Annotated in this window: 23 protein-coding genes, 7 tRNA genes and 1 pseudogene; 7 read left to right on the top strand and 24 right to left on the bottom strand. The window is 61.6% G+C overall.

Annotated features, from left to right (window positions below):
- Nucleotides 1–128: 128 nt before the first annotated feature.
- Both ACMGGG_RS05990 and ACMGGG_RS05985 read left to right on the top strand, forming a co-directional pair.
- Nucleotides 129–1,007, top strand: coding sequence for a LysR family transcriptional regulator (locus ACMGGG_RS05990; RefSeq protein WP_054893095.1), 879 nt, complete (start codon nucleotides 129–131; stop codon nucleotides 1,005–1,007).
- Nucleotides 1,008–1,068: 61 nt separating this feature from the next.
- Nucleotides 1,069–4,361: pseudogene (locus tag ACMGGG_RS05985) on the top strand (PAS domain S-box protein).
- A gap of 83 nt (nucleotides 4,362–4,444) precedes the next feature.
- Here ACMGGG_RS05985 and ACMGGG_RS05980 read toward each other — a convergent pair.
- The 12 genes from ACMGGG_RS05980 to gltX form a co-directional block, all read right to left on the bottom strand.
- Nucleotides 4,445–4,888 carry an Hsp20 family protein gene (locus ACMGGG_RS05980; protein WP_054893093.1) on the bottom strand — a complete coding sequence of 148 codons (444 nt, stop codon included), beginning with the start codon at nucleotides 4,886–4,888 and terminating at the stop codon, nucleotides 4,445–4,447.
- 142 nt (nucleotides 4,889–5,030) lie between these two features.
- Nucleotides 5,031–6,011, bottom strand: a complete 981-nt coding sequence (locus tag ACMGGG_RS05975) for a tRNA dihydrouridine synthase (RefSeq protein WP_414155046.1) — start codon at nucleotides 6,009–6,011, stop codon at nucleotides 5,031–5,033.
- A gap of 51 nt (nucleotides 6,012–6,062) precedes the next feature.
- Nucleotides 6,063–6,497 carry an acyl-CoA thioesterase gene (locus ACMGGG_RS05970; RefSeq protein WP_054893091.1) on the bottom strand — a complete coding sequence of 145 codons (435 nt, stop codon included), beginning with the start codon at nucleotides 6,495–6,497 and terminating at the stop codon, nucleotides 6,063–6,065.
- 43 nt (nucleotides 6,498–6,540) lie between these two features.
- Nucleotides 6,541–7,374, bottom strand: a complete 834-nt coding sequence (locus ACMGGG_RS05965; RefSeq protein WP_153773431.1) for an alpha/beta fold hydrolase — start codon at nucleotides 7,372–7,374, stop codon at nucleotides 6,541–6,543.
- A 25-nt stretch (nucleotides 7,375–7,399) separates the two neighbouring features.
- Nucleotides 7,400–7,939: a TetR/AcrR family transcriptional regulator gene (locus ACMGGG_RS05960; protein WP_054893089.1), complete on the bottom strand. Its 540-nt coding sequence runs from the start codon at nucleotides 7,937–7,939 to the stop codon at nucleotides 7,400–7,402.
- A 166-nt stretch (nucleotides 7,940–8,105) separates the two neighbouring features.
- Nucleotides 8,106–8,181: transfer RNA gene (locus tag ACMGGG_RS05955), tRNA-Glu, on the bottom strand.
- 41 nt (nucleotides 8,182–8,222) lie between these two features.
- Nucleotides 8,223–8,298 (bottom strand) — tRNA-Ala (locus ACMGGG_RS05950).
- 67 nt (nucleotides 8,299–8,365) lie between these two features.
- Nucleotides 8,366–8,441: transfer RNA gene (locus tag ACMGGG_RS05945), tRNA-Glu, on the bottom strand.
- 42 nt (nucleotides 8,442–8,483) lie between these two features.
- Nucleotides 8,484–8,559, bottom strand: a tRNA-Ala gene (locus ACMGGG_RS05940).
- 53 nt (nucleotides 8,560–8,612) lie between these two features.
- Nucleotides 8,613–8,688: transfer RNA gene (locus ACMGGG_RS05935), tRNA-Glu, on the bottom strand.
- 71 nt (nucleotides 8,689–8,759) lie between these two features.
- A tRNA-Ala gene (locus ACMGGG_RS05930) sits at nucleotides 8,760–8,835 on the bottom strand.
- A 235-nt stretch (nucleotides 8,836–9,070) separates the two neighbouring features.
- A complete protein-coding gene (gene gltX, locus ACMGGG_RS05925) occupies nucleotides 9,071–10,552 on the bottom strand; it encodes a glutamate--tRNA ligase (RefSeq protein ID WP_054893088.1) in 1,482 nt (493 codons plus the stop codon).
- Nucleotides 10,553–10,695: 143 nt separating this feature from the next.
- On the opposite strand from gltX, the gene ACMGGG_RS05920 reads away from it, so the two are divergent.
- Both ACMGGG_RS05920 and ACMGGG_RS05915 read left to right on the top strand, forming a co-directional pair.
- Nucleotides 10,696–11,769: an HlyD family secretion protein gene (locus tag ACMGGG_RS05920; RefSeq protein ID WP_054893087.1), complete on the top strand. Its 1,074-nt coding sequence runs from the start codon at nucleotides 10,696–10,698 to the stop codon at nucleotides 11,767–11,769.
- Between the two features lie 50 nt (nucleotides 11,770–11,819).
- Nucleotides 11,820–13,310, top strand: a complete 1,491-nt coding sequence (locus ACMGGG_RS05915; protein ID WP_177339334.1) for an MDR family MFS transporter — start codon at nucleotides 11,820–11,822, stop codon at nucleotides 13,308–13,310.
- 37 nt (nucleotides 13,311–13,347) lie between these two features.
- On the opposite strand, the gene uvrB is transcribed toward ACMGGG_RS05915, so the two are convergent.
- Nucleotides 13,348–15,363, bottom strand: a complete 2,016-nt coding sequence (gene uvrB / locus ACMGGG_RS05910; RefSeq protein ID WP_054893085.1) for an excinuclease ABC subunit UvrB — start codon at nucleotides 15,361–15,363, stop codon at nucleotides 13,348–13,350.
- Between uvrB and ACMGGG_RS05905 the strand changes: the two genes are divergently transcribed.
- The 3 genes from ACMGGG_RS05905 (at nucleotide 15,362) to ACMGGG_RS05895 (ending at nucleotide 16,985) form a co-directional block, all read left to right on the top strand.
- Complete coding sequence (locus tag ACMGGG_RS05905) at nucleotides 15,362–15,523, top strand: hypothetical protein (protein ID WP_155738200.1); 162 nt, start codon at nucleotides 15,362–15,364, stop codon at nucleotides 15,521–15,523. The genes uvrB and ACMGGG_RS05905 overlap by 2 nt on opposite strands.
- 127 nt (nucleotides 15,524–15,650) lie before the next feature.
- Nucleotides 15,651–16,847 carry an amino acid aminotransferase gene (locus ACMGGG_RS05900; RefSeq protein WP_414155045.1) on the top strand — a complete coding sequence of 399 codons (1,197 nt, stop codon included), beginning with the start codon at nucleotides 15,651–15,653 and terminating at the stop codon, nucleotides 16,845–16,847.
- A gap of 62 nt (nucleotides 16,848–16,909) precedes the next feature.
- A tRNA-Asn gene (locus ACMGGG_RS05895) sits at nucleotides 16,910–16,985 on the top strand.
- 80 nt (nucleotides 16,986–17,065) lie between these two features.
- Here ACMGGG_RS05895 and ACMGGG_RS05890 read toward each other — a convergent pair.
- The 11 genes from ACMGGG_RS05890 to acpP form a co-directional block, all read right to left on the bottom strand.
- Nucleotides 17,066–17,626, bottom strand: a complete 561-nt coding sequence (locus ACMGGG_RS05890; RefSeq protein WP_112897758.1) for a DUF1285 domain-containing protein — start codon at nucleotides 17,624–17,626, stop codon at nucleotides 17,066–17,068.
- 10 nt (nucleotides 17,627–17,636) lie between these two features.
- The gene (locus ACMGGG_RS05885; protein WP_414155044.1) at nucleotides 17,637–18,242 is read right to left on the bottom strand and encodes a DUF4823 domain-containing protein; all 606 of its coding nucleotides are present in this window, start codon (nucleotides 18,240–18,242) and stop codon (nucleotides 17,637–17,639) included.
- A 65-nt stretch (nucleotides 18,243–18,307) separates the two neighbouring features.
- Nucleotides 18,308–19,276: a GTP 3',8-cyclase MoaA gene (locus ACMGGG_RS05880; protein ID WP_414155043.1), complete on the bottom strand. Its 969-nt coding sequence runs from the start codon at nucleotides 19,274–19,276 to the stop codon at nucleotides 18,308–18,310.
- A gap of 130 nt (nucleotides 19,277–19,406) precedes the next feature.
- Entirely contained in the window at nucleotides 19,407–20,042 is a 636-nt protein-coding gene (locus ACMGGG_RS05875) for a TetR/AcrR family transcriptional regulator (RefSeq protein WP_054893080.1), read from the bottom strand.
- A 568-nt stretch (nucleotides 20,043–20,610) separates the two neighbouring features.
- Nucleotides 20,611–21,393 carry a TatD family hydrolase gene (locus ACMGGG_RS05870; RefSeq protein ID WP_414155042.1) on the bottom strand — a complete coding sequence of 261 codons (783 nt, stop codon included), beginning with the start codon at nucleotides 21,391–21,393 and terminating at the stop codon, nucleotides 20,611–20,613.
- A 36-nt stretch (nucleotides 21,394–21,429) separates the two neighbouring features.
- Nucleotides 21,430–22,416, bottom strand: coding sequence for a DNA polymerase III subunit delta' (locus ACMGGG_RS05865; RefSeq protein WP_414155041.1), 987 nt, complete (start codon nucleotides 22,414–22,416; stop codon nucleotides 21,430–21,432).
- Nucleotides 22,409–23,041 carry a dTMP kinase gene (gene tmk / locus ACMGGG_RS05860; protein WP_054893077.1) on the bottom strand — a complete coding sequence of 211 codons (633 nt, stop codon included), beginning with the start codon at nucleotides 23,039–23,041 and terminating at the stop codon, nucleotides 22,409–22,411. The genes ACMGGG_RS05865 and tmk overlap by 8 nt, the downstream gene beginning before the upstream one ends.
- 9 nt (nucleotides 23,042–23,050) lie before the next feature.
- Nucleotides 23,051–24,235, bottom strand: a complete 1,185-nt coding sequence (gene mltG, locus ACMGGG_RS05855) for an endolytic transglycosylase MltG (protein WP_414155040.1) — start codon at nucleotides 24,233–24,235, stop codon at nucleotides 23,051–23,053.
- 3 nt (nucleotides 24,236–24,238) lie between these two features.
- Nucleotides 24,239–25,060 (bottom strand): aminodeoxychorismate lyase, encoded by an 822-nt coding sequence (gene pabC / locus ACMGGG_RS05850; RefSeq protein ID WP_112897753.1) that lies wholly within the window; start codon nucleotides 25,058–25,060, stop codon nucleotides 24,239–24,241.
- Complete coding sequence (fabF, locus tag ACMGGG_RS05845; RefSeq protein ID WP_054893074.1) at nucleotides 25,060–26,304, bottom strand: beta-ketoacyl-ACP synthase II; 1,245 nt, start codon at nucleotides 26,302–26,304, stop codon at nucleotides 25,060–25,062. Before fabF ends, pabC begins: the two co-directional genes overlap by 1 nt.
- A 175-nt stretch (nucleotides 26,305–26,479) precedes the next feature.
- Nucleotides 26,480–26,716: an acyl carrier protein gene (acpP, locus tag ACMGGG_RS05840; protein ID WP_054893073.1), complete on the bottom strand. Its 237-nt coding sequence runs from the start codon at nucleotides 26,714–26,716 to the stop codon at nucleotides 26,480–26,482.
- Nucleotides 26,717–26,847: the final 131 nt, after the last annotated feature.

The following is a 26,847-nucleotide window of genomic DNA, read 5'->3' as shown; positions in this document are numbered from 1 at the left end:
ACTGTTCCTCATCAGCGTCTTTCTATGCCAATAACCCCTTGGCTTGTACGGACGATGCTATGGGGTTAGATTGAATAACTCAAATTCATAATTTTTATGCTTTGGATAACCAATAGGAATTCGAGCGCATGGACCTCGCCAACCTCAGCGCTTTTATCGCCATCGCCGAAACCGGAAGTTTTTCCGGCGCCGGTGAACGCCTGCACCTGACCCAACCCGCCGTCAGCAAACGCATCGCCGGCCTGGAGCAGCAACTGGATGTACGCCTGTTCGATCGCCTGGGCCGTGAGGTCACCTTGACCGAAGCCGGCCGAGCCCTGCTGCCTCGCGCCTATCAGATCCTCAATGTACTGGATGATACGCGCCGCGCCCTGACCAATTTGACAGGAGAAGTTACCGGGCGCCTGACCCTGGCCACCAGCCATCATATCGGCCTGCACCGCCTGCCCCCGCTGCTAAGGGCTTTCACCCGACAGCACCCTTCCGTGGCACTGGATATTCAGTTTCTAGATTCAGAAACGGCCTACGACGAAGTTCTCCATGGCCGCGCGGAAATCGCAGTGATCACCCTGGCCCCCGAGCCCCATCACCTGGTCCGGGCCGTTCCAGTGTGGGACGACGCCCTGGATTTCGTAGCGGCCCCGGAGCACGCCCTGGCCCTTGATAGCGATGTCAGCCTGGCCGATATCGCCCGCCACCCCGCCGTGTTCCCCGGCGGCAACACCTTTACCCACCACATCGTGCAGCGCTTGTTCGAGAGTCAGGGCCTGACGCCGAACATCGCCATGAGTACCAACTACCTGGAGACCATCAAGATGATGGTTTCAATCGGCCTCGCGTGGAGCGTGCTGCCACGTACTATGCTCGATGAACAGGTTGCACCCATCGCCTTGCCCGGCATACAGCTGTCGCGCCAGCTAGGCTACATTTTGCATACGGAACGAACGCTGTCGAATGCGGCAAAGGCGTTCATGGCATTGCTCGACAGCCACTCGGGGTCCGCCTGACCGTCCATCAGCCAGGCATTTCACTTACAAGGACGCTTCATCCGCCAAAGGTCTGGTACCGATGCCCAAATCAGCAAACCGCTTTCCGCGCCTGCCGCGCATCCCTGCGGTCGATCCCCAGGAGTCCGAGCAGGCCTGGCAGAATGCCCCGCAATTGCTCGCCGCGCTCAACGGCGCACGCCTGGGCGCCTGGCTGTGGGATATCGAAACCGGCCGGGTGAGCTGGTCACGAGGCACGCAGGCGCTGTTCGGCTTCGATCCCCTGCGCCCGTTGCCCGCGGATATCGACTACCTGGACCTGCTGCCGGAGGAGGATCGCGCCCGCACCCGCCAGCTGTTCCACGCCGTGGTCAACGGCGAGCCCGTGGAGCAGGCCATGCGCCATCGCATCCGCTGGCCGGACGGCAGCCTGCACTGGCTGGAAATCAATGGCAGCCTGACCCATGATCGCCATGGCCGTCCACAGATGATCGGCGTGATCCGCGAGATCACCCGTCAGCGCGATCGCGAAACCGCACTGATCAACTCGGAAAAGCGCTTTGCCACCCTCTTCCACCTCAGCCCCAATGCCATCCTCCTGACCCGCCGCCACGATGGCATGATCTTCGAGGTCAACCAGCACTTCGAGGACATGTTCGGCTGGCCCGGCGCCCAGGTCGTCGGCAAGACCAGCGTGGAACTCGGCCTCTGGGTCCACCCCGAACAGCGCCAGCAAGTACTGGAAGCCACTCGCAACAATGGCAGCCCGGTGATCATGGAAGTCCAGTTCCGTGCCACCAGCGGCAACATCCACGATGGCATCCTCTGCACCCAGGGTATCGAGCTTGAAGGTATCACCTACCTGATCAGCACCTTTGTCGACACCACCGAACGCAAGCGGGCCGAGCAGGCACTCAAGGACAGCCAGGAGCGCCTGGACCTGGCCCTGGACTCGGCGCAGTTGGGCACCTGGGACTGGCACATTCCCAGCGGCATGCTCTATGGCTCGGCGCGCGCCGCGCAACTGCACGGCCTTGACCCGGTGCCCTTCCATGAGTCCTTCGAAGCCTTCTTCGAAGGCGTGCCGGAGGAAGAACGCAGCGCCATGCGTCAAGCCTACCGCAGCCTGCGCGAAGGGCCGGCAACTACCAGATCACCTATCGCGTCCAGCTGGAGAACGGCGCATCGCGCTATATCGAAAGCCGTGCGCGGCTTTATCGCGACGAGCATGGCAACCCACTGCGCATGGCCGGCACCTTGCTGGACATCACCGACCAAGTCGAGCGCGAGCAACGCCTGAGCGCCTCGGAAGAGAAGTTCGCCAGCCTGTTCCAGGTCAGCCCCGACCCGATCTGCGTCACTCACCAGGATACGGGCCAGTTCATCGAGATCAATCCAGCCTTCACCCAGACCTTCGGGTGGGACGCCGAACAGGTCATCGGGCGCACCGCCGAGCAGATCGGCCTCTGGGCCGAGTCGTCCGCGCGCGCGCAACGCATCGAGCGGGTGATCCGCGATCAGGCCTTGAGCAATGTCGCGGTCGTGGTCAACCACCGCAATGGCTCACCACTGACCTGCGTGATTTCCAGCCGCCTGATCACCGTGGACAGCCAGCCCTGCAGCGTCACCACGCTGCGTGACATCACCCAGCAACAGCGCGCCGAGGCGGCACTCAAGGCCAGCGAGGAGAAGTTCGCCAAAGCCTTCCACTCGAGCCCCGACGCCATCACCATCACCGAACGGCTCAGTGGACGCTATGTCGAGGTCAACGACGGCTTCTGCCGCCTGACCGGCTACAGCAGTATCGAGGTAGTGGGTCGTACCGTTTTCGAACTGGGCATCTGGGCCGACGACAAGCAACGGGCAGCCTTGCTTGCCGAACTCAAGGAGCGCGGCCGGGTACACCACCGGGAGATGCTCGGGCGCAACAAACGCGGAGACATCCTGACCGTCGAGGTGTCCGTCGAGCCGATCAGCCTCAATGAAACCGACTGCCTGCTGTTGACCGCCCGCGACGTCAGCCAGTTGAAGAACGCACAAGCGCAGATCCGCCACCTGGCCTACCATGACCCGCTGACCAACCTGCCCAACCGCGCCCTGCTGATGGACCGGCTCAGCCAGCAGATCGCCCTGCTCAAGCGCCACAACCTGCGCGGCGCCCTGCTGTTCCTCGACCTGGACCACTTCAAGCACATCAACGACTCTCTGGGCCACCCCGTCGGCGACACGGTATTGAAGATCATCACTGCCCGCCTCGAAGCCAGCGTGCGCCTGGAAGACACCGTGGCACGCCTGGGGGGCGACGAATTCGTGGTCCTGCTAAGCGGTCTGGAGGGGAGTCGCGAGCACGTCGAGGGCAAGGTTCGCGAGTTGGCCGACACCCTGCGCGAACTGCTGGCCGAACCCATGTCGCTGGACGGCCAGCGCCTGCAGGTGACGCCGAGCATCGGCGTGGCACTGATTCCCGACCATGGCATCACCCCGGCCGATCTGCTCAAGCGAGCAGACATCGCCCTTTACCGCGCCAAGGATTCCGGACGCAATACCACCCAGCTGTTCCACACCACCATGCAAAAGGCGGCCAGCGAGCGCCTGCGCATGGAAAACGACCTGCGTCTGGCGCTCGCGCGCGGCGAACTGGCCCTGCACTTCCAGCCCCAGGTGGACGCCCGCGACAACCGCATCGTCGGTGCCGAAGTGCTCTTGCGCTGGCACCATCCGCAACTTGGCCAGCAAGCACCCTCCCAGTTCATCCAGGTGCTCGAGGAAAGCGGCCTGATACTCGAGGTGGGTAGCTGGATCCTTGACGAAGCCTGCGACGCCTGCGCGCGCATGCTCGAGGACGGGCTGATCAGTGCCGACGATTTCAGTCTCTGCGTGAATATCAGCCCCCGGCAATTCCGCCAGAATGATTTCGTCGAACGAGTGCTGCGCAGCCTGGACGACTATCGCTTGCCCAGGCGCATGCTCAAACTGGAGATCACCGAGGGCATTGTCATCCAGAACCTGGAAGACACCATCAACAAGATGCGTGAGCTCAAACGCTACGGGGTGAGCTTCGCCATGGATGATTTCGGCACGGGCTATTCGTCGCTGACCTACCTGAAGCGCCTGCCGGTGGATGCCCTGAAGATCGACCAGACCTTCGTGCGTGACGCGCCCAACGACCCCAATGATGCCGAGATCGTTCGAGCCATCGTGGCCATGGCGCGAAGCCTGGAGCTGGCGGTGATAGCAGAAGGTGTCGAACTGACGGAGCAACTGGAATTTCTCGAGCGACAGGGCTGTTACCTGTACCAGGGCTACCTGCACAGCCGACCGCTGCCCTTGCCGGAGTTTCGCCAGATCTTGCAGGAAACCCCGGCAGACTATTGATAGCGCCCTGCCTCTACGGGAGGGGTGTGCCCCATAAATGCGAAAGGGCACCCTAGGGTGCCCTTCCATTCACTTCACTGCATTCAATTCAGTGCAGCCTTTTCACCATTGATCGGAATACGCTTGGCCTTGGCTTCTTCCGGCACGATGCGCAGCAGGTCGATGCTGAGCAGGCCGTTAGCCAGACCGGCAGCTTTTACTTCAATGTGATCCGCCAGGCGGAACGACAGCTTGAAAGCACGCTGGGCGATACCCTGATGCAGATAGGTGACTTCGGCAGCGCCATTTTCGCGCTTGCCACCGGTAACGGTCAGGACGCCTTTTTCGACCTGAAGGTCGAGATCCTGCTCCTGGAAGCCGGCTGCAGCAACCACGATGCGATAGTGGTCATCGCCATGCTTTTCGACGTTGTAGGGCGGGTAGCTGCTACCGGCCTCATTACGTGCCGCGGATTCGAACAGGTCATTGAAACGATCGAAACCTACGGAATGGCGGAACAGTGGTGCGAGGGAGAAAGCAGTAGTCATGGTCATAAACTCCTGAGATTCAGCAAGTAAGTCACTACGCGACCCGACTTCGGCATCGCGTACTCAAGAGATAGGGTCAGGCAACGGACTTTCAAGGGCTCTCATGAAAAAATCTTCCCACCCCGCACGACGCAGCTGCACATCAGGCGACGCACTCGGTGAAAGAGGCCGTTTTCACTGGCTCGACACCCAGCAGCCGGCTGATGCGGGCGCAGTCATCCTCGCGCCGCAACTCGGCGAACAACAGCACCGCCTCCGGGTAGCTGCGGGTCAACATCGCCAACCACTGCTTCATCCGCCCGGGCGCATAGCGCGGCGACAGTTTGGCTTGCGCCTGGCGCCAGAACTCGCGCAGCAGCGGTAGCAGGTCGCTCCACACCATCGGCTGGTAGTCCCGCCCCTCGCGCGCTGCGGCGATCTGCAAGCCCAGATCCGGCCTCGACACCAGCCCGCGCCCGAGCATGATGTTTTCAGCGCCGCTGACTTCGCGGCAGCGTCGCCAATCATCGACGGTCCAGATCTCGCCATTGGCAAAGACCGGCACCTTGACCACATCCTGCACCCGCGCCACCCACTCCCAGTGAGCCGGCGGCTTGTAACCCTCTACCTTGGTTCGCGCATGCACCACCAAGTGCTGCGCCCCACCGTCGGCCAGCGCGATGCCACACTCCAGCGCACCATTCGGGCTGTCGAAGCCCAGACGCATCTTCGCCGTCACCGGGATCTGCGCCGGTACCGCCCGTCGAACTTCACGAACGATGGCATGCAGCAGCTCGGGCTCCTTGAGCAGCACAGCGCCCCCGCGAGACTTGTTCACGGTCTTGGCCGGGCAGCCGAAGTTGAGGTCGATTACCGGTGCCCCGAGTTCACAGGCCAGGGCGGCGTTGTCCGCCAGGCACAGCGGATCGGAGCCCAGCAACTGCACACGCATCGGCGTGCCGGCAGCCGTGCACGCACCGTTGCGCAACTCGGGTGCCAACTTGTCGAACGACGAAGGTGGCAGCAGGCGATCACAGACACGGATGAACTCGGTGACACACCAGTCGATACCCCCGACGCGGGTCAGCACGTCGCGCAGGATGTTGTCGACCAGCCCCTCCATGGGGGCCAGGGCAATTTGCATTTCAGGGTCCCGACGAGAAAAGGCGGCAGTCTAGCAAAAAATGCCCGTGGATCAGGCGCCGATCAGCGCCGGACCATAGCCCTCGATGAACTCGGCCGGCATCCGCCTGGGCTTGCCGCTGGACAGTTCGATACAGGCAAAGGTGGTTTGCGCGCGCAACAGGGTGACGCCGTCACGTGGGCGCTTGAGTTGAAAACGACGGGTCATGCGCAGGCGCTGATCCCAGTCGATGATCCAGGTGGCCAATTGCAGCTCGTCGTCTTCGTACGCCGCTGCCAGGTAGTCGATCTCATGGCGCACCACGGCCATTGCCCGGTCCAGACGACGGTACTCGGCCAGGTCCAGTCCCAGGCGCTGAGAGTGGCGCCAGGCGCAGCGCTCCAGCCAGGTGACGTAGACAGCGTTGTTGGCATGACCGAGGCCGTCGATATCCTCGGTGCCAACGCGAAGGTCGATGATGAATGGCGCTGCCAGATCCCAGCTCATGCCCGCTCCTGTAGTCAGTGAACGGGCAGAGTGTAACGGATGCTCAGGCGCTTTGCCGTGCCGGTTGCGTCGTACGCGCCAGCAGCTCGAGCACAGCCTGGGCCAGACGCGGGTCAGCCAGCACCCGTTGATGCCCACCTTCCTCCAGCAGCAACAGGCGACTGTCGAACCAGGCCTTGTGGATGAGCTGCGCCTCACTGGCCGCGACCAGCGCATCGTCGGCTGCATGAACCACCAACCCAGGCAACTCGAGCTGGTAGCCACTGACATCCAGCCGATCGATCTGCACGCCCACATCACGCTCGACCTGGCGGATGAAGGCTGCACGCGCCCGCCTGGGCATCCCCAGGCGCCGGGCAAAACCCCGCAACACCCCGAGCAATTGAGCAGGTGCCGCAATGCTCACCGCCGACTCGGCACGCAAGCCCCACTGCAAGGCCAACATGACACTGGCGCCCCCCATCGAATGACCGATCACGGCCCGCAACGGCGGCAGCTCCGCCGCGGCTTCAAGCAGTGCCCGGGCGAACAGCACCACATGCGCCTGCTGCCCCGGCGAACGGCCATGGGCTGGCCCCTCCAGGGACACGACCGTGTGTCCTGCCTGCACCAGGGCTTCGATCAGCGCGGCAAACTGGGTGGGCCGCCCTTCCCAGCCGTGCATCAGGAGCACCGTCGGCCCCTTGCCCCAGCGCAAGGCCGACAGACCGAAGCGCAGGGTGATACGCTCGGCCGAAGCCAATAGCGGTAACTCCCACTGCCGCGCAGGCAGGTTACGCGGCGTCATGAAGGCGCGCCGCATGCGCCCGGCGACATGCTCGGGGGCCAGATGGCCGAGGGTGCCGTTGACGCTGCGAATCCAGCTCAGGGTCGTCATCGCCTTGCTCCAGAGTTGAGGTTGCTCAGATAACCGCCGACTTGGCGGCGCGCAGAATACGGTCGGAAAGTTCGGTAGCGCCCAGGGCTCGGGCCAGGGCCAGGCCGCCGACCATCAGGGCGAGGTCGGCGAACGCCTTGTCGATATCCTCGGGACGATCGACCATCTGCGCCGTCATAAGCTCGAGGTGTTCGGCCAACATTTCGCGAAAGGCTGCGGGCAAACGCTGCATCTCACCCAACGCATTAGGCAAGGGACAGGCGTGCTCATGGGCATCACGGTGCTTGCGCGACAGATAGAAAGCCGCTGCCAGCGCACGACGCTCGGCACCAGACAGGCTGGGGTCGACCTGCGAAAGCAAGGCCCGTCGCTCACCGAGCAACTGGTCGAATGCCGCCAGCATCAATTCATCCTTGCTATCGAAATGGGCGTAGAAGCCTCCGACGGTGAGGCCTGCTGCAGCCATTACCTGACCTACGCTGGGGTCGGCTGGCCCCTGCTGGATCAGTGCGCTACAGGCGGCGTCGAGAATACGCTCGCGAGTCCTGGTCTTTTTATCGTTCATGGGCACCCCCACATATGATGATCGAAATATTACGCATGTAATATTTTCTGGCAAGCGAAATCGCGTACCGCTGATCGGGCACCTGGAAGATTAAGGAGGTAGAAAAACAAAAGGCCCATTCAATAATCGAATGAGCCTTTGAAGTCCCGTAAAACACGGGTAAAAGTGGCGTCCCCTAGGGGACTCGAACCCCTGTTACCGCCGTGAAAGGGCGGTGTCCTAGGCCACTAGACGAAGGGGACGTAACCTTCGTGCCGATCCGTTTTCACGAACCGTGGCAGATTGGTGGAGCTAAGCGGGATCGAACCGCTGACCTCCTGCATGCCATGCAGGCGCTCTCCCAGCTGAGCTATAGCCCCGAAACAAAACAAAAAGCTCACTCAACAGTCGAATGAGCCTTTCAACCCCGCAAAACGCGGGAAGAAATGGCGTCCCCTAGGGGACTCGAACCCCTGTTACCGCCGTGAAAGGGCGGTGTCCTAGGCCACTAGACGAAGGGGACGTAACCTTCGTGCCGATCCGTTTTCACGAACCGCGGCAAAATTGGTGGAGCTAAGCGGGATCGAACCGCTGACCTCCTGCATGCCATGCAGGCGCTCTCCCAGCTGAGCTATAGCCCCGGATTTCTAGCCTCTCGGCCCAGCGACATCATGAAATATCGCTTGTGCAATACTGGCGTCCCCTAGGGGACTCGAACCCCTGTTACCGCCGTGAAAGGGCGGTGTCCTAGGCCACTAGACGAAGGGGACGAACCTTCTTACCTTCAAGACCTGGTTGCTGGACCAGTCTTGCTTCACGACCTTGATCACGAAGCGGAATTTGGTGGAGCTAAGCGGGATCGAACCGCTGACCTCCTGCATGCCATGCAGGCGCTCTCCCAGCTGAGCTATAGCCCCACAATGTCGCTTTGAACTGAATCACCGGCTGGGTGCCTGGCGCTTCATTTTCGTTCATCGCTGTGGACGGGGCGCATATTAAGATCGGATTGCAGCACTGTCAAACGAATTCGTGAAAATATCAAAAATTTTTTTCACAGATAACAATCACTTACCGCCCTGCCCTGCTCCCGGCGATTGCCAGGTCCTGTGGCAGCGGGCAAGCCCACTGCCACAGGGGCGTGAGATAAGCCAATCAGGCGATATTCGCCAGCAGCTTTTCCCACTCCTTGTTCTCTTTCTTCGACACGCCGCCCAGCAGTTCCAGCGCCTGGCGCAGACGGTAGCGGGTCAGGTCGGGGCCGAGAATCTCCATGGCATCGAGCACCGACACCGAGCTGGCCTGCCCCGAAATTGCGGCGAACATCAGCGGCATGGCGTCACGCAGCTTCAGCTCCAGGGCCTCGACCACCGCCTGGATGCAGCCGGTAATACGCTCCTTTTCCCACTGCCGCAGGCTTTCGAGCTTCCACAAGATCAACTGCATGACCTGACGCACCTGATCGGGCGACAGTTTCTTGTGCTCGAACAGCTTGGCATCGAGCTTGAGGGCGCCCTCGAAGAAGAACCCGCCCAGTGGCGCGATCTGGCTGAAGGTTTCGACACGACCCTGTACATGCGGTGCGATCTTCATCATGTAGTCGCTGTTGAACGCCCACTTCTGCACGCGCGCAGCAAACTCCTCGACCGGCAGGTCGCGCAACCACTGGCCATTGAGCCAGGACAGCTTCTCGATGTCGAAGATCGGCCCGCCAAGGGAAATACGCGACAGGTCAAAATGCTCGACCATCTCTGCCAGGGAGAACTTCTCGCGCTCGTCCGGCATCGACCAGCCCATGCGCCCCAGGTAGTTGAGCATGGCTTCAGGCATGAAGCCCATACGCTCGTAGAACGTGACCGAGGTCGGGTTCTTGCGCTTGGACAGCTTGGATTTGTCCGGGTTACGCAGCAGCGGCATATAGCACAGCTTGGGCTGCTCCCAGCCAAAATACTCGTAGAGCTTGATCAGCTTCGGCGCCGACGGCAGCCACTCCTCGCCTCGCAAGACGTGGGTGATGCCCATCAGGTGGTCATCGACCACGTTGGCGAGGAAGTACGTCGGCAGGCCATCGTTCTTCATCAGAACCTGCATGTCCATGCGGTCCCATGGAATCTCGACATCGCCACGCAGCATGTCCGGCACCACACAGATACCTTCGCTCGGCACTTTCATGCGAATCACGTGGGGCTCGCCAGCGGCCAGTCGACGCTGCACTTCCTCGGCGCTCATTTTCAATGCGCGGCCGTCATAGCGCGGTGTTTCGCCACGGGCCATCTGTTCGGCACGCATCTGATCCAGCTCTTCGGCGGTGCAGAAGCAATAGAACGCATGGCCGGCATCGACCAGTTGCTTGGCGTACTTGGCGTAGATCTCGCCGCGCTCGCTCTGGCGGTACGGGCCGTGCGGGCCGCCAACGTCCGGACCTTCATTCCATTCGATACCGAGCCAGCGCAGGGCATCGAAAATCTGCTGTTCCGACTCGCGGGTCGAACGCAACTGATCGGTGTCTTCGATGCGCAGGATGAACTCGCCGCCGTGCTGCTTGGCAAAGCAGTAGTTGAACAGGGCGATGTAGGCAGTGCCGACGTGGGGGTCGCCAGTGGGCGATGGCGCGATACGCGTGCGAACGGTGGTCATGGACAGTCTCGGACGAAAGATGAAACAAAGGCGGGATGTTAGCAGGGTGCGGGCATCGGGCTCCAGCAATGGCGCTATCGTCACTTGTGACGGTGCATTGCCGAGCTGTTAAATTTGCTTACATTTCTGGAACGATAGTCCCTATGCCTGCTCAACTCAAACGCCGCCTGCTGATCTTTCTCACCTTGGTGGTGCTGATCGCCCTCGCCTTTCTCGCCCACTGGTATTTCAAGGGGCGTTTCTACGAGAGCACCGACAATGCCTATGTGCAGGGTGAGATCACTCGCATTTCCAGCCAGCTGGGTGCGCGGGTCGACGAGGTGCTGGTAGAGGACAATCAACACGTCACGCAAGGCGATCTGCTGGTCCGCCTGGAGGTCGCCGACTTCCAGCTGGCGGTCGAGCGTGCCCGCGCGGCACTGGCTACGCGTGAAGCCGAACGCGTCCAGGCGCAAAGCCGACTGACCCAGCAAGACAGCTTGATCGCCGCCGGCCGAGCCCAGGTGGCCGCCAACCAGGCCACCCTTGATCGCTCGCGCCTGGACCTCAATCGTGCCGAAGCCCTGCGCAAACCTGGGTTCGTCTCGGAGGAGCGAGTCACCACCCTGTCTGCGGAAAACCACGTCGCCCGCTCCCAAGTCGACAAAGCCCAGGCCGACCTGCAGAGCCAGCGCCAGCAGATCGATGCATTGACGGCCGAGCTCAAGCGCCTCGATGCGCAAATTGCCAACGCCCGGGCAGATCTGGCACAGGCAGAACTCAACCTTACCCGCTGTGAAATCCACGCCCCCATCAGTGGCACCATCGGCCAGCGCAGCGCCCGCAATGGCCAGGTGGTGCAAGCCGGCGCCTATCTGCTATCGATCGTCCCGGACGAAGACATCTGGGTGCAGGCCAACTTCAAGGAAACCCAGATCGGCAACATGCATCGGGGTCTGCGTGCCGAACTGATCTTCGACAGCTATCCCGACACCCCGATCGAAGGCCGTGTCGACAGCCTGTTCGCCGCATCCGGGGCGCAATTCAGCCTGCTGCCTCCAGACAATGCCACCGGCAACTTTACCAAGGTGGTGCAACGCATTCCGGTCAAGCTGACCTTTGCAGCCAATAACCCCTTGCACGGTCGCATTCGCCCAGGCATGTCGGTAACCGCCACCGTCGACCTGCGCAACAGCGCCGATCAGGCAGAGCGCGGCGAAACTCACGATGGCCGGTGACCAACTGCTGCGACCGACTGCGGAGCCTCAGCCGGCGCGACTGGATTGCGGTGATGAGCGTGATGCTCGGTGCATTCATGGCCGTGCTGGACATTCAGATCACCAACTCCTCGCTCAAGGATATCCAGGGGGCGCTGTCTGCCACCTTGGAAGAGGGCTCGTGGATCTCGACCTCCTATCTCGTGGCGGAAATCATCATGATTCCGCTGACTGCCTGGCTTGTGCAGTTACTATCCGCACGGCGCCTGGCGGTGTGGGTCTCGCTTGGTTTTCTGGCGGCCTCGCTGTTGTGCTCGATGGCCTGGAACCTGGAAAGCATGATCGTGTTTCGCGCTCTCCAGGGGTTTACCGGCGGCGCACTGATTCCGCTGGCCTTCACCCTGACCCTGATCAAGCTGCCCGAACACCATCGAGCCAAGGGCATGGCGATGTTCGCCATGACCGCGACCTTCGCCCCCTCCATCGGTCCGACCCTGGGCGGTTGGCTCACCGAAAACTGGGGGTGGGAATACATCTTCTACATCAACATCCCGCCGGGGCTGGTGATGATCGCAGGGCTGCTCTACGGGCTGGAGAAGAAAGAGGCGCACTGGGAGCTGCTCAAAAGCACCGACTACGCCGGCATCGTCACCCTGGGGGTCGGCCTGGGCTGCCTGCAAGTCTTTCTGGAAGAAGGCCATCGCAAGGACTGGCTGGAGTCGAGCCTTATTGTCGGCCTGGGTACCGTGGCCCTGCTCTGCCTGATCACCTTCGTCATCCTCCAGCTTTCGCGGGCCAACCCCCTGATCAACCTGCGCATCCTCGGCAACCGCAACTTCGGCCTGTCGAGCATCGCCAGCCTGGGGATGGGTGTTGGGCTTTATGGTTCGATCTATCTGCTGCCGCTGTACCTTGCGCAGATCCAGGGCTACAACGCCCTGCAGATCGGCGAGGTGATCATGTGGATGGGAATTCCACAGCTGTTCCTGATTCCGCTGGTGCCGCAACTGATGAAGGTGATTGCGCCCAAGTTGCTCTGCGCACTGGGCTTTTGCCTGTTCGGGGCTGCCAGCTTCGGCTCGGGAGTGCTCAACCCGGACTTCGCAGGGCCACAGTTCAACCATATCCAGATCATTCGCGCACTCGGGCAGCCCATGATCATGGTCACCATCTCGCTGATCGCCACAGCTTACATTCAGCCCCAGGATGCGGGCTCGGCTTCGAGCCTGTTCAACATCCTGCGCAACCTGGGCGGCGCCATTGGTATCGCCTTGCTGGCCACCTTGCTGGATGCAAGGACCAAGGTGTATTTCGACTACCTGCGCGAATCAGTGGTGCCAAGCAACCCGCAAGTGGCGGAGCGGCTGGCCCAGTTGGCCGAACGACTGGGCAGTGACAGCGCGGCACTGGGGCGCTTGAGCGAAATCACCCACCAGCAGGCATTGATCATGGCCTACAACGATGCCTTCCATCTGGTAGGGATCGGTTTGGCGGTCAGCATGGTGGCGGTCTTGCTGACACGCAAACTGCCGCAGGGGCTGAAGGCCGGCGAGGCACACTGACCCTGTAACCCGGCCATTTCTGCGCCGACGAGTGCACTCAGCTGGCGATCAGGCGCTCACGCAGTTGCCCGATCTCGTCGCGCAACTGGGCGGCGGCCTCGAACTCCAGGTCGCGCGCCAGCTGGAACATCTTCTCTTCCAGCACCTTGATGCGCTTGGTGATCTCGCCAGGAGTGGCGAGCTCTGCCTCGTAGCGCGCAGCCTCCTCCGCCGCCTTGGCCATGCCCTTGCGCTTCTTGCTGCGCGCACCGGGCACCGTGGCGCCTTCCAGGATATCGGTGATGTCCTTGACCACCCCCTTGGGCACGATGCCATTCGCCTCGTTGAACGCCACCTGCTTGGCCCGACGCCGCTCGGTCTCGTCGATCGCCCGCTGCATGGAGCCTGTCACCTGGTCGGCATAGAGAATCGCTTTGCCGTTTAGGTTGCGCGCAGCGCGGCCAATGGTCTGGATCAGCGAACGCTCCGAACGCAGGAAGCCTTCCTTGTCGGCATCGAGAATGGCCACCAGCGACACCTCCGGCATGTCCAACCCCTCACGCAACAGGTTGATGCCCACCAGTACATCAAAGGTACCCAGACGCAGGTCTCGGATGATCTCCACCCGCTCCACGGTGTCAATGTCCGAGTGCAGGTAGCGCACACGCACATCGTGGTCTGCGAGGTAGTCGGTAAGGTCCTCGGCCATGCGCTTGGTCAGGGTCGTCGCCAGCACCCGTTCCCCCACCGCCACGCGCTTGCCGATTTCCGACAGCAGGTCATCCACCTGAGTGAGGGCTGGACGCACCTCTACCTGAGGATCGACCAGACCGGTTGGCCGCACCACCTGCTCGACCACACGCCCGGCATGCTCTGCCTCGTAAGGGCCAGGCGTCGCCGAGACGAAGATGGTCTGCGGGCTGACTGACTCCCACTCGTCGAAGCGCATAGGCCGGTTATCCAGCGCCGATGGCAGGCGGAAGCCATACTCCACCAGTGTCTCTTTGCGAGAACGGTCGCCCTTGTACATGGCGCCGACCTGAGGAACGCTGACGTGTGACTCATCGATCACCAGCAACGCGTCGGCAGGAAGATAATCGTAGAGCGTCGGCGGCGGGGCGCCAGCCGGGCGACCGGACAGATAGCGCGAGTAGTTTTCGATACCGTTGCAATAACCCAGCTCGAGAATCATCTCCAGGTCGAAGCGCGTACGCTGCTCCAGACGCTGGGCCTCTACCAGCTTGTTGGCCTTGTTGAGGTACTCCAGCCGCTCGCCGAGCTCCTCCTTGATGCCGTCCACCGCCTCGAGCAGAGTCTCGCGCGGGGTCACATAGTGGCTCTTGGGGTAGAAAGTGAAACGCGGCAGCTTGCGGATCACTTCGCCGGTCAAGGGGTCGAAGGCGGCAATGTTCTCCACCTCGTCGTCGAACAGCTCGATACGGATGGCCTCAAGGTCCGATTCGGCCGGAAAGATGTCGATCACATCACCACGCACCCGGAAGGTGGCACGGGCGAAGTCCATCTCGTTGCGGGTGTACTGCAGGTCGGCCAGCCGACGCAGCAGTGCGCGCTGGTCGAGCTTGTCGCCGCGATCGACGTGCAGAACCATCTTCAGGTAGGTTTCCGGGCTGCCCAGGCCATAGATACACGACACCGTGGTGACGATGATCGCGTCGCGCCGCTCCAACAATGCCTTGGTCGCCGACAGGCGCATCTGCTCGATGTGGTCGTTGATCGAGGCATCCTTCTCGATGAAGGTGTCCGACGACGGGACGTAGGCTTCCGGCTGGTAGTAGTCGTAGTAGGAGACGAAGTACTCCACCGCGTTGTGCGGGAAGAAAGCCTTGAACTCGCCATACAGCTGGGCAGCCAGCGTCTTGTTCGGCGCCAGCACCATGGTCGGGCGCTGGACCTGTTGAATGACATTGGCGATGCTGAAGGTCTTGCCGGAGCCGGTCACCCCGAGCAGGGTCTGGTGCGACAGGCCCGCTTCGATACCCTCGACCATCAGGCGAATGGCTTCGGGCTGGTCGCCGGCCGGCTGGAATCGGGTAACGAGCTGGAACTCGGACATGACGGACCTCTTGGATGTCGCGGCAACTGTAAATTTAGCCAGTAGTCTATACGCAAAAAGACGCGTCGGGGTGGCCTTTGCCGCCGCAGATGTGAACGCTCATTGCGGTGGACAAGGCAATTCGACCAATGGTCGAAAAATATTTGCGCAAAGCGCCTGAAAACCTGTGCCAGAGTGTCGCAGTGACCGATCGGTATCACTATACTGACTCCCCGTTTGCACCGCTTCAGTGCACTGGGCTGGAGGGTGCATTTCCTATCACTCTCCTATTCAGAGCCAAGGTAACAATGAGCCTGTTTTCCGCTGTCGAGCTGGCACCCCGCGACCCCATCCTGGGCCTCAACGAAGCATTCAACGCTGACCCACGTACCGACAAGGTCAATCTGGGCGTTGGCGTCTATTGCAATGAGGAAGGCCGCATCCCGCTGCTGCGCGCGGTGATCGAAGCCGAAACCCAGCGTGTCGCCCAACATGCCTCCCGCGGCTACCTGCCGATCGACGGCATCGCTGCCTACGACCAGGCCGTACAAAAACTGCTGTTCGGCGCTGAATCCGCACTGCTGGCTGAAGGCCGCGTAGTGACCGTGCAGGCTGTCGGCGGTACCGGCGCCCTCAAGATCGGTGCCGACTTCCTCAAGCGCCTTTCGCCGAACGCGGTAGTCGCCATCAGCGATCCGAGCTGGGAAAACCATCGCGCCCTGTTCGAGACTGCAGGCTTCCCAGTACAGAACTACCGCTATTACGACGCACCGAGCAACGACGTCAACCGTGACGGCATGCTCGAAGACCTGAACACGCTGCCCTCGGGCTCGATCGTTGTCCTGCACGCCTGCTGCCATAACCCGACCGGTGTCGATCTGTCGCTCGACGACTGGAAGAACGTGCTGGAAGTGGTCAAGGCAAAAGGCCACGTGCCATTCCTCGACCTGGCCTACCAGGGCTTCGGCGAAGGCATCGGCGAAGATGCCTTCGCCGTACGCCTGTTCGCCGAGTCGGGCCTGGAGTTCTTTGTCTCCAGCTCGTTCTCCAAATCGTTCTCGCTGTATGGCGAGCGCGTCGGCGCGCTGTCGATCGTCACCGCTTCGAAAGACGAAAGCACGCGTGTGCTGTCGCAGGTCAAGCGGGTGATTCGCACCACCTACTCCAACCCGCCGACTCACGGTGCAACCATCGTCGCCACTGTGCTCAACAGCCCGGAACTGCGTCAGATGTGGGAAGCTGAACTGGGCGAAATGCGCGAACGCATCCACGGCATGCGCAAACAGATGGTCTCGCTCCTGGCCGAGTACGGTGCCAACCGCGACTTCAGCTTCGTCGGTCGCCAAGTCGGCATGTTCTCCTACTCGGGCCTGACCGTGGAACAGGTCGCGCGCCTGAAGAACGACTTCGGCATCTACGCGCTGGACACCGGTCGCATCGCTGTGGCGGCACTGAACCAGAGCAACATCCACGTGGTCACCAAGGCCATCGTCGAAGTGCTGTAACTGCTTGATTTGCCAGGGGGCAGCTTGACTTCCCCTTGGCATTCAGTAAGATACGCGCAGATTCCGCGATAGCTCAGTCGGTAGAGCAAATGACTGTTAATCATTGGGTCCCTGGTTCGAGTCCAGGTCGCGGAGCCAGACACTGAAAAACCTCCAGATGCGCAAGCACTGGAGGTTTTTTGTTTTTCCGGGATCAGAAAGATCGTCGCAAGATGCGCTCAGTGGTCGCGCCCGATGGGGTAGAACACCCCGCCACTCCAAACCCCCAACCACTCCTCGCCATCGATCACGCGTGGCACCGCAAGCTCCACCAGTTGGTAGAACACATTGCGGTGGATGAGCGCTTCGAGGTTGCTGCGCATCAGCAGGTAAGGCGATGGCTCATGCGTTGTCGGATCGGTCTCTACCCGAATGGGGTGATCAGGACCGGCCTCGACCTGATCCTCGACATTGCTGGTGAATCGCAGGACCTGCTGCTCACCACTGCCCTCCACTTCCAGGCTGACCGCCACGAACGGCGCATCATCGACACGAATGCCGACCTTTTCCACAGGCGTTACCAAGAAATAGTCATCACCGTCGCGACGAATGATGGTAGAGAACAAGCGCACCATCGGCTTGCGCCCGATCGGCGTCCCCAGGTAGTACCAGGTGCCGTCGCGGGCGATGCGCATATCGATGTCGCCGCAGAAATCGGGATTCCACAGATGTACGGGAGGCAGCCCCTTGTCCTTGGGTATCTGCGCCAGAAGATCGTTGGCCTTGCCCGTACCTGTCATCACCCGTTCCTTACCGACTCATTCCCAGGAGGCTACGAGCGTACTCGCGCATGGGTGCCGCGAGCAAATCCTGCGGCGTATTGTCGTGGAACGTCAACAAACCGCCACGGCTCTTGATGCGTGCGGTATCGATCAAATAGCGCGTGCTGGTTTCGATCAGCATCATCTGCACCACACCCGTGTCCCAACCAAGGCGATCCACTGCCTGCTCGTCGTACCATTCGTCGCCATTACCAATGCGGTCATCGGTGCGAGCGAAACGGGTATAGAGCACGTAATGGGCTCCGACCGAACGCGCCTTGGCTATCGCGTCCTCCAACCCCAACGGCGCCCTGGCGCGACGCACCAACGGGAAGTACTCGACGAAGCTCTTGAATGCTTCTTCTGCAACGGCGTTCTGCTGCGGCACCGGCCCTTTTCCAGGCGGCACGAAAGCGCCCTGGCCAATGAAGATGAACGAATCAGGCTGCAGCCGAACCGACAGGGTTCGAGCGGTATCGCTGTGATCGAGCAGACCGGCGTCGCTCATCTGATAGCGAACACCTTCGCCCATGTCGCTGACTTTCATGCAGCCGCTCAACGCCATCAGCGCCAGCAGCAAGACCAGGCTACGCATCTTTCCTCCAGTGACCGGTGACGAAAAACCGGCGAATAGCCGCCAGATGCAGCTTTTGCGCCAGCTCAGCCGCCGATCACCTTCATCACTGTCACACCCCCCGAGAACGCCAGCTCCTGCTTGTCCGCCAGAGCCTTGACCAGCAGCCGCTGAATCACTGGAAGTGCCTGGTGACGCGGCTTGTCGAGCAGATCGCCGATAAAGTGGCGATTGCCCGAAGACAGGCAGCCATGCAGCCAGCCAGTAGAGGACAGACGCAAGCGCGAGCAGGTCCGGCAAAACGGCACGCTCTCGTTGGCAATCACACCAAAGTAACCTTGGCCCGGAATCTGGTAGCGCAGGGCCGTTGCATCCAAAGCCGCTGGCGCCTGCTGGAAGTGATGATGATCGCCGATCAATGCCAGCAATTGCTCGAGACTGACGAACTGACGCAGGAATGCATTCGAATCAAGCGCCAGGTGACCCATGCGCATCAACTCGATGAAACGCAGTTCATAGCCTCTTGCCAGGCAGTAGTCGAGCAGCGGCACCACCTGATCGAGATTGTGCCCGCGCATCGGCACCATGTTGATCTTGATGCGCATACCCGCCGCACTCGCCTCCTCCATGCCCCTCAGCACGCTGGCCAGGTCGCCGCCCCGAGCGATGCTGCGAAACGCGGTGGGGTCGAGGGTATCGAGCGAGACATTGAGCCGGTCGATACCCGCTGCACGCAACATCGCAAGCTTGCGACTGAGCAACTGACCGTTGGTGGTCAAGGCGATATCCTTGAGCCCCAAGCCACCGATAACCTTCAGGAACGGCTCCAGGCGGGGGCTGATCAATGGTTCGCCACCGGTGATGCGCAGACGCTCAATACCTGCGGCATCGACCAGAAGAGCCACCCCGAGCGCCAGTGCATCGGCGGACAGCTCATCCTGCGCCGCCACCAGGCGCTTGCCATCGGGCACACAGTAACTGCACGCATAGTTGCAGGCAGCTGTCAGGCTGACGCGCAGGTTGCGAAAACGCCTGCCTTGACGATCGACGATCATGGGTGACTCCGGCATGAGAAAAGCGAGTCGGCAAAACTTGACTCAAAGATCAGGTTTTTGCAAGCCCTGTCGCCGAAGCAGAAGTGACTGGCGGAGCCTGTCCGTCATGGACAACGCTCCGCAGGGGTCTTCAGGTGGCCGGTTCCGGGTCGCGCTTGCGCTTGTTGCCCATGCGCACGCCGATGTCCATCAGGAACTGGAAGAAACCTTCCTGATCCTCGAGAACGTTGCTCCAGAACGGCGAGTGATACAGCGCTACGGCGCCATGCACCAACGCCCAGGCAGCGCAGTAGTGGAAGTATGGCGGCACATCCTCGAGCTTGCCTTCACTGATACGGCCCTTGATCAGCTGGGTCAGTCGCTCGAAATTGGAGGCGCGAATACGGTGCAGTTCCTCGACCATCTCCGGCACCTGGTTACCCTTGACCACCTTCTCCTCGAGACGGTCGAACAAGCGGTAGCGCTGGGGATCGCGCATGCGGAACTCGAAATAGGCTCGCGACAGGGCTTCCTTGTCGCGATCGACGTCGTCCGAATGCAACAGCGCGTTCAAATCACGCTCGTAGTCGAGCATCAGGCGCAGGTAGATCTCCGCCTTGGACTTGAAGTGCTTGTAGATCGTGCCTTTGCCGATACCGACCGCGTCGGCGATCATCTCGACGGTGACACTGTCTTCACCCTGTTCGAGAAACAACTTGAGCGCCGTGTCGAGGATTTCTTGCTCGCGGCGACGAAACTCACGGACCTTACGAGGTTCTTTCTGCATAAGAAGGACTGGATGACAATCGAAGCGGATTATTATGCCTAACTTGCAGCAAATTGCACGGATCATCCAACCATATCTGTGTTTCATGATGAGTTCGAGTGCAAACCGGGTCTGCTTGGTCTGAATCCCAGGGATGCGTGAGATACTCCGCGCCCGACTGACACTCGTCTACAACCGACGCGGCAGGGCTCGCCAGACTCGCCAGGCTCATCGAACGCTGTACGCAGCCGGGAAGCCGCGCACGATCTACACACTCTCCAGACTTTTCACCGCACATCTATACAGATAGGTACGTAATAGCAGCAAACTCATCCGATTTCTGCTGGCTGCCATACCCTGATGGCCCATTGGTTGTCAGGTGTATTCCAAATCTGTTTAAAAAACGACCAACTGACGCTGGCAGTGCGAGGATACTCGCCAATACTTGAAGTGTTGGCGCGGCGCATCCCCCCAAGTGGCGCGCCGATAAAGGTGCCCAGGGACCGCGTACCTTTGTTTTACTCCTAATGGTCTTAACCCGGATTCCTCCCCCAGAATCCGGGTTTTTTTTGCCCGCCTTGCTTTAGCTTCAGGCGACGCGTGCCAAGGGGAACAGGCGCTTGAAGTTGGCGGTCGTCTGCTCGGCCAACTGCGCGTAGCTCACCCCTCGCAATGAGGCGACGTACTCGGCGACCTCACGCACGTACTGCGGCAGATTGGGTTTGCCGCGATACGGGATGGGCGCCAGGTATGGCGAGTCGGTCTCTACCAGCAGCCGGTCGACAGGCACCTGGCGTGCGACCTCGCGCAGGGCGTCGGCATTGCGGAAAGTGACGATTCCGGAGAGCGAGATGTAATACCCCAGATCGAGTGCAGCCTTGGCCATGTCCCAGTCTTCTGTAAAGCAGTGCAACACGCCCGCCTGCGGCAGACTGGCCTCGCGCAGCAGCGCCAGGGTGTCGGCCCGCGCCGCGCGCGTGTGAACGATCACCGGCTTGCCTGTCTGCCGGGACGCCTCCAGGTGCAAGCGGAAAGACGCCTGCTGCAACTCGGCGGCCTCAGGCTCGTAGTGATAGTCCAATCCGGTTTCGCCAATGGCCACCACGTGCGGGTGAGCCAGTTCGCGCAACAACCATTCCAGCGCCGGCGTCTCCCCCGGGGCCAGGTCGAGCGGGTGCACGCCCACCGAACAGTCGACGTCGGCGTACTGCTCGCTCAGGGCCTTGACCGCCCCGGCGTTCTCGGCGCTTACGCCGATGCACAGAAAATGCCCGACCCCACGCTCGCGGGCCGCCCGCAGGGCGGCGTCGAGCGAGCCCGCATGGGCGCTCAGGTCAAGTCGGTCGAGGTGGCAATGGGAATCTACGAGCATGGAATGAAAGCACACATGAAAATGAACGATGGGGAATCAGCGCGTGGCCAGCATCTGCAGCCAATGGGCCAACAGGGCTTCGAGCAGCAGCACGCGATTGAGGTTGGCCTTGCCCTGCACTTTCTGGCGCTGCTCGAGAATCCAGGCCTGGACCTCGAGCACCCTGCCCTGCCTGCTCTTCTGCGCAAGGTATTGTATGACCTTGCGCATGTCGGCCAAGCCTAGCCCGTCTTCGTCCTGGGTCAATTGGTAGCGCAGGATCAGGTGCGACCAGTCGCAGAACCAGTCGAACAGCAACAGCAGCGGCACGTTGTTCCAGGCCTCAGCCAACTGGCTGGGCGATTGCTGCTGCTTGATCAGCTTCTTCACCCCCTCGGTGACCAGTGCCCGTTGCTCGCGCACACCCTGGGACTGCAACTTGACAGCCATCAGTGGCGACTCTGCCGCCAGGGTCAGCAGTTCGTCACGCTCGACCTGATCGAGCTCCGGTAGCGCCGTCGCCAGCCAGGCCTGACTCTGCGCAAGCGTCGGCTGCGCACAGGCGACTTGCTGGCAACGGCTCTTGATCGTTGGCAACAAACGGCTGGGCTGATGGCTCACCAGCAGCAGCACGGTATCGCCCGAAGGCTCTTCGAGACTCTTGAGCAAAGCGTTGGAGGCGTTGACGTTCATCGCTTCGACCGGCTCGATCAGTACCACCTTGCGCCCGCCCAGCTGCGCAGTCTGCACCACGAACGAAACCAGATCCCGCACCTGGTCGACCTTGATGGGCTTGTCGGCCTCTTCGGGTTCCAGCACGAAGTTATCGGGATGGCTGCCAGCCTTGAGCAACAGGCACGACTTGCATTGCCCGCAGGCATCCACCCCTTGCGGCTGCTGGCACAGCAGGCGAGCCATCAGGCGCTCGGCCATGGCGCGCTTACCGATACCCTGCGGCCCGTGCAACAGGTAGGCATGGGCATGCTGGCTGCGCCCGGCCAACTGCTGCCAGAGCGCTTGCTGCCAGGGGTAGGCCTCAGCCACGGCAACGCTCCAGGATACCTGGCAGCAATGCGTCGATGGCGCGCTGCACCGCCTCAAGCGGCTGCCCGGCATCCAGCAGGCTGTAGCGCTGCGGCGCTTGGCCTGCGCGCTGCAGATAAGCCTGACGCACCGCCTCGAAGAATGCCTGGCCCTCCTGCTCGAAGCGGTCCAGGCGACCGCGGGCGGCAGCACGGGCAAGACCGACTTCTACTGGCAGATCGAAGACCAGGGTCAGGTCTGGGCGCAGCGTGCCCTGAACGAAGTCTTCCAGCACCGCGATGCGCTCCACAGGCAGGCCACGTCCCCCGCCCTGATAAGCGTAGGTGGCGTCGGTGAAACGGTCGCAAAGCACCACGGCGCCCCGCGCCAGTGCTGGGCGAATGACCTCGGCCAAGTGCTGGGCGCGCGCAGCGAACATCAACAGGAGCTCGGTGTCGACCGCCATGGTTTCGTCGCTGGGAGCGAGGAGCAACTCGCGGATACGCTCGGCCAACGGCGTACCACCAGGCTCACGGGTCATGACCACATCCACGCCCTGCTCACGCAGGCGCGCGGCCAGGTACTCGCGATTGGTGCTCTTGCCTGCACCTTCGGGGCCTTCCAGAGTGATGAACAAACCGCTCACGGGCATTCCTTACTGTTTTTCGGTGGGCGCCGGCGCTTGTGCGGGCGCGGGCTCTTCGGCGGACTGGGCTGGTGCGCCTTCAAGGGGTTCGCCGGACCGAGGCGCGGCTTCAGTTGGCGGCTCGGCCACCGGTGCCTGATCGGCCGTGCCCCGCGGGGCTTGTGGCGCCGGACTGGAACGGTAGTCGGCGCGGCGCTTGAGCTGGTATTCGCGCACAGCCGTGTTGTGGTCGTCCAGGTCATCGGAGAAGACGTGGCTGCCATCGCCACGCGCGACGAAATACAGGCTGGTACCGTCTGACGGATTCAGCGCGGCGTGAATCGCTTCGCGCCCGACCATGGCAATCGGTGTCGGCGGCAGGCCGGTCATGGTGTATGTGTTGTAGGGTGTCGGTGCACGCAGGTCGGCACGCGTGATCTTGCCGTTATAGCGCTCCCCCATGCCGTAGATAACCGTAGGATCGGTCTGCAGCATCATGCCCAAGCGAAGGCGGCGCACAAATACGCCTGCGATCTGCCCTCGCTCCTGAGGAATACCGGTTTCCTTCTCCACCAGCGAGGCCATGATCAGCGCCTGGTAGGGATCACGGTATGGCAAATCGGTCATCCGATCCGCCCACTCCTTGGCCAGCACCTCCTCAAGGCGCATGTAGGCTTGCTGCAACAGTTCGACATCGGTCATGCCGCGCACGAAGCGATAGGTGTCCGGGAAGAAACGCCCCTCAGGGAAAACACCGGTATGCCCAAGCTTGTCCATCACTTCAGTGTCGGAGAGCCCGTCGAGGGTGTGCTTGATCTTTTCATGCCTGGCCACGGCCGTGCGCACCTGGCGGAAGGTCCACCCCTCGACCAGGGTGAGGTTGTACTGCACCACATCGCCACGGCGCCAGGCGTCGAACAGGGCTTCGACGGTCATTCCGGGCGTCAGGCGGTACTCACCCGTATGCAGTGCGGTGCCAGCCAAGTTGAAACGCCAGTAAAGACGCAACCAGAAGGCATCGTCGAGCAGCCCCTCGCTCTGCATGCGGTAGAACATGCGGTTGGGGTTGGTGCCATTGGGCACATCGAGCAGGCGCTCTTCGGTGACATGCAGCGGCTGCTCCAGGACCGAGTTAACCTTCCAGGCCGACCAGCCTACGGCCAGGCCGGCAAGGATCAGGCCCATTTCCAGCAGCAGCAGGATTTTGCGTCTCACGAATCAGGTATCCAGTAACGTACGGGCAACGGCCTGCAGTTTACGGGTGAGCGGCCCGGCCGGCCAGTCGAGGTTGAGCGCAGCGACAGTACGCACGGGCCAAATTCCATACACGCTGTTGCAGACGAACACCTCGTCGGCCGCCTCCAGATCGGCTTGCACAAGGTCGCCGGTCCGGACTTCGATACCCAGCGCCGGGGCTTCGTCCAGCAGCGCAGCGCGCATGACGCCTGCCACGCCGCAGCGGCTCAGGTCGGCAGTCAGCAGCACGCCGTCGCGGACCAGGAACAGATTACTGTAGACCCCTTCGATCAGGTGCCCCTGCACGTCACGCATCAGACCCTCGGCATAGGCAGAGTCCTGCCATTCGGCGCGAGCCATTACCTGCTCCAGGCGATTGAGGTGCTTGAGCCCGGCCAGCAGCGGCTGCTGCGCAAGACGGGTCTGGCAGTCGAACAGTCCGATGCCTTGCTCGGCGTTGCCCGCAGGATAAGCTGGCATTGGACCGCCCTGGAGAATGCGTCGGGTCAAGGCTTCGGAGGCGGGCGCATAGCCGCGCTGGCTATCACCACGAGTGACGATCAGTTTGGCTACGCCTTCACCGAGCTGGCTGGCGTAGCGCAGCAACTCGTCGCGAACAAGCGCAAGATCGATATCGATCGCCAGCCGCTGGCAACCCAGCGCGAGACGTTCGAGATGTCGCGACAGCAGGCTGGGCCTGCCGCCGCGCACGGCGATAGTCTCGAACAGACCATCGCCATAGGCCAGGCCGCGGTTCTGCAGGTTGACTGCAGTCGCCGGCTGGCCGTCGATCCAGCTGTGCATCAATCGGCGAACCGGCGGAATACCAGCGAACCGTTGGTACCGCCAAAGCCGAAGGAGTTGGAGAGCACGACATCGATCGGCATGCTGCGCGCCTGGTGCGGCACGAAGTCCAGATCGCAACCTTCGTCGGGCTCGTCCAGGTTGATGGTCGGCGGCGCCATCTGGCTGTTGATTGCCAACACGCTGAAGATCGCTTCTACCGCACCGGCAGCCCCCAGCAGATGGCCGGTCATCGACTTGGTCGAGCTGACGGCCAGCTTGTAGGCGTGCTCGCCGAAGACACGCTTGATGGCCGCCACTTCGGCGATATCGCCAGCAGGAGTCGAGGTGCCGTGGGCGTTGATGTAGCTGACCTCTTCAGGCTTCACACCCGCATCACGCAGGGCGTTGACCATGCAGCGTGCAGCGCCGTCGCCGGTATCCGGTGGCGACGTCATGTGGAACGCGTCGCCGCTCATGCCGAAACCGACCAGCTCGGCATAGATGGTCGCGCCACGAGCCTTGGCGTGTTCGAGTTCCTCCAGCACCAGGGCACCGGCGCCATCGGACAACACAAAGCCATCGCGCCCCTTGTCCCACGGACGGCTGGCACGGGACGGCTCGTCATTGCGAGTCGAAAGCGCCCGCGATGCGCCGAAACCGCCCATGCCCAAACCGCACGCCGCCATTTCCGCACCGCCGGCGATCATCACGTCGGCCTCGCCATAGGCGATATTGCGCGCAGCCATGCCGATACAGTGGGTACCGGTGGTGCACGCAGTGGAGATAGCGTAGTTGGGGCCCTGCAGCCCAAGGTGGATCGACAGGAAGCCGGAGATCATGTTGATGATCGAGCCGGGGACGAAGAATGGCGAAATCCGGCGCGGCCCTTGCTCGTGCAGGGTTCGGCTGGTGTCTTCGATATTGGTCAAGCCACCGATGCCCGACCCCATGGCCACGCCGATACGCTCGCGGTTGGCGTCGGTCACTTCCAGGCCGGCATTGCGCACCGCCTGGAAACCGGCCGCCAGACCGTACTGGATGAACAGGTCAAGCTTGCGAGCTTCCTTGGCCGACAGGTACTGCTCGACCTCAAAGCCCTTCACCGAGCCGCCAAAACGGGTGGAGTAGGCACTCAGGTCCGTGTGTTCGATCGGACCGATGCCACTGCGGCCAGCCAGAATGCCCTGCCAGGTGCTTGGTACATCAGTACCCAGTGGCGACAGCATACCCATACCGGTGACCACGACGCGTCTACGCGACACAGCACTCTCCTTTTCTAATAACAGAGTCTCTTGCGATTGCATTCAGCATGGCCGAATGAAATGGCAACAGGCTCTCGATTGCCCGGTGAATGACGCCAATGGCTCGCAAAGAAAAAACCGCACGCCGGCAAAGGCAGTGCGGTTTTTCCCGACAAGAAGCGTCGACTGAAACGTCTTAGGCCTTGTGGCTGTTGACGTAGTCGATTGCAGCTTGAACGGTAGTGATCTTCTCGGCTTCTTCGTCAGGGATTTCGGTCTCGAATTCCTCTTCCAGAGCCATCACCAGCTCAACGGTGTCAAGCGAATCGGCACCCAGGTCATCAACGAAGGAAGATTCGTTCTTGACTTCCTCTTCCTTGACGCCCAGTTGCTCGGCGACGATTTTCTTGACGCGTTCTTCGATGGTGCTCATACCTAGTTTTCACTCCTAATGGACATATGTCATGCAGCTGGCCGGTGACCAAGTTTATAGGAAGACGCCTGCTTTTCAAGCGTAACGCGCCTTCACGAGAGATACCCGGCCTGCCACCTGGAATCTGGTTG

Source organism: Pseudomonas sp. BNK-44-b, assembly GCF_047456245.1.
Taxonomy (GTDB): Bacteria; Pseudomonadota; Gammaproteobacteria; order Pseudomonadales; family Pseudomonadaceae; genus Aquipseudomonas; species Aquipseudomonas machongensis.
This window is presented reverse-complemented; position numbering and strand designations above follow the sequence as displayed.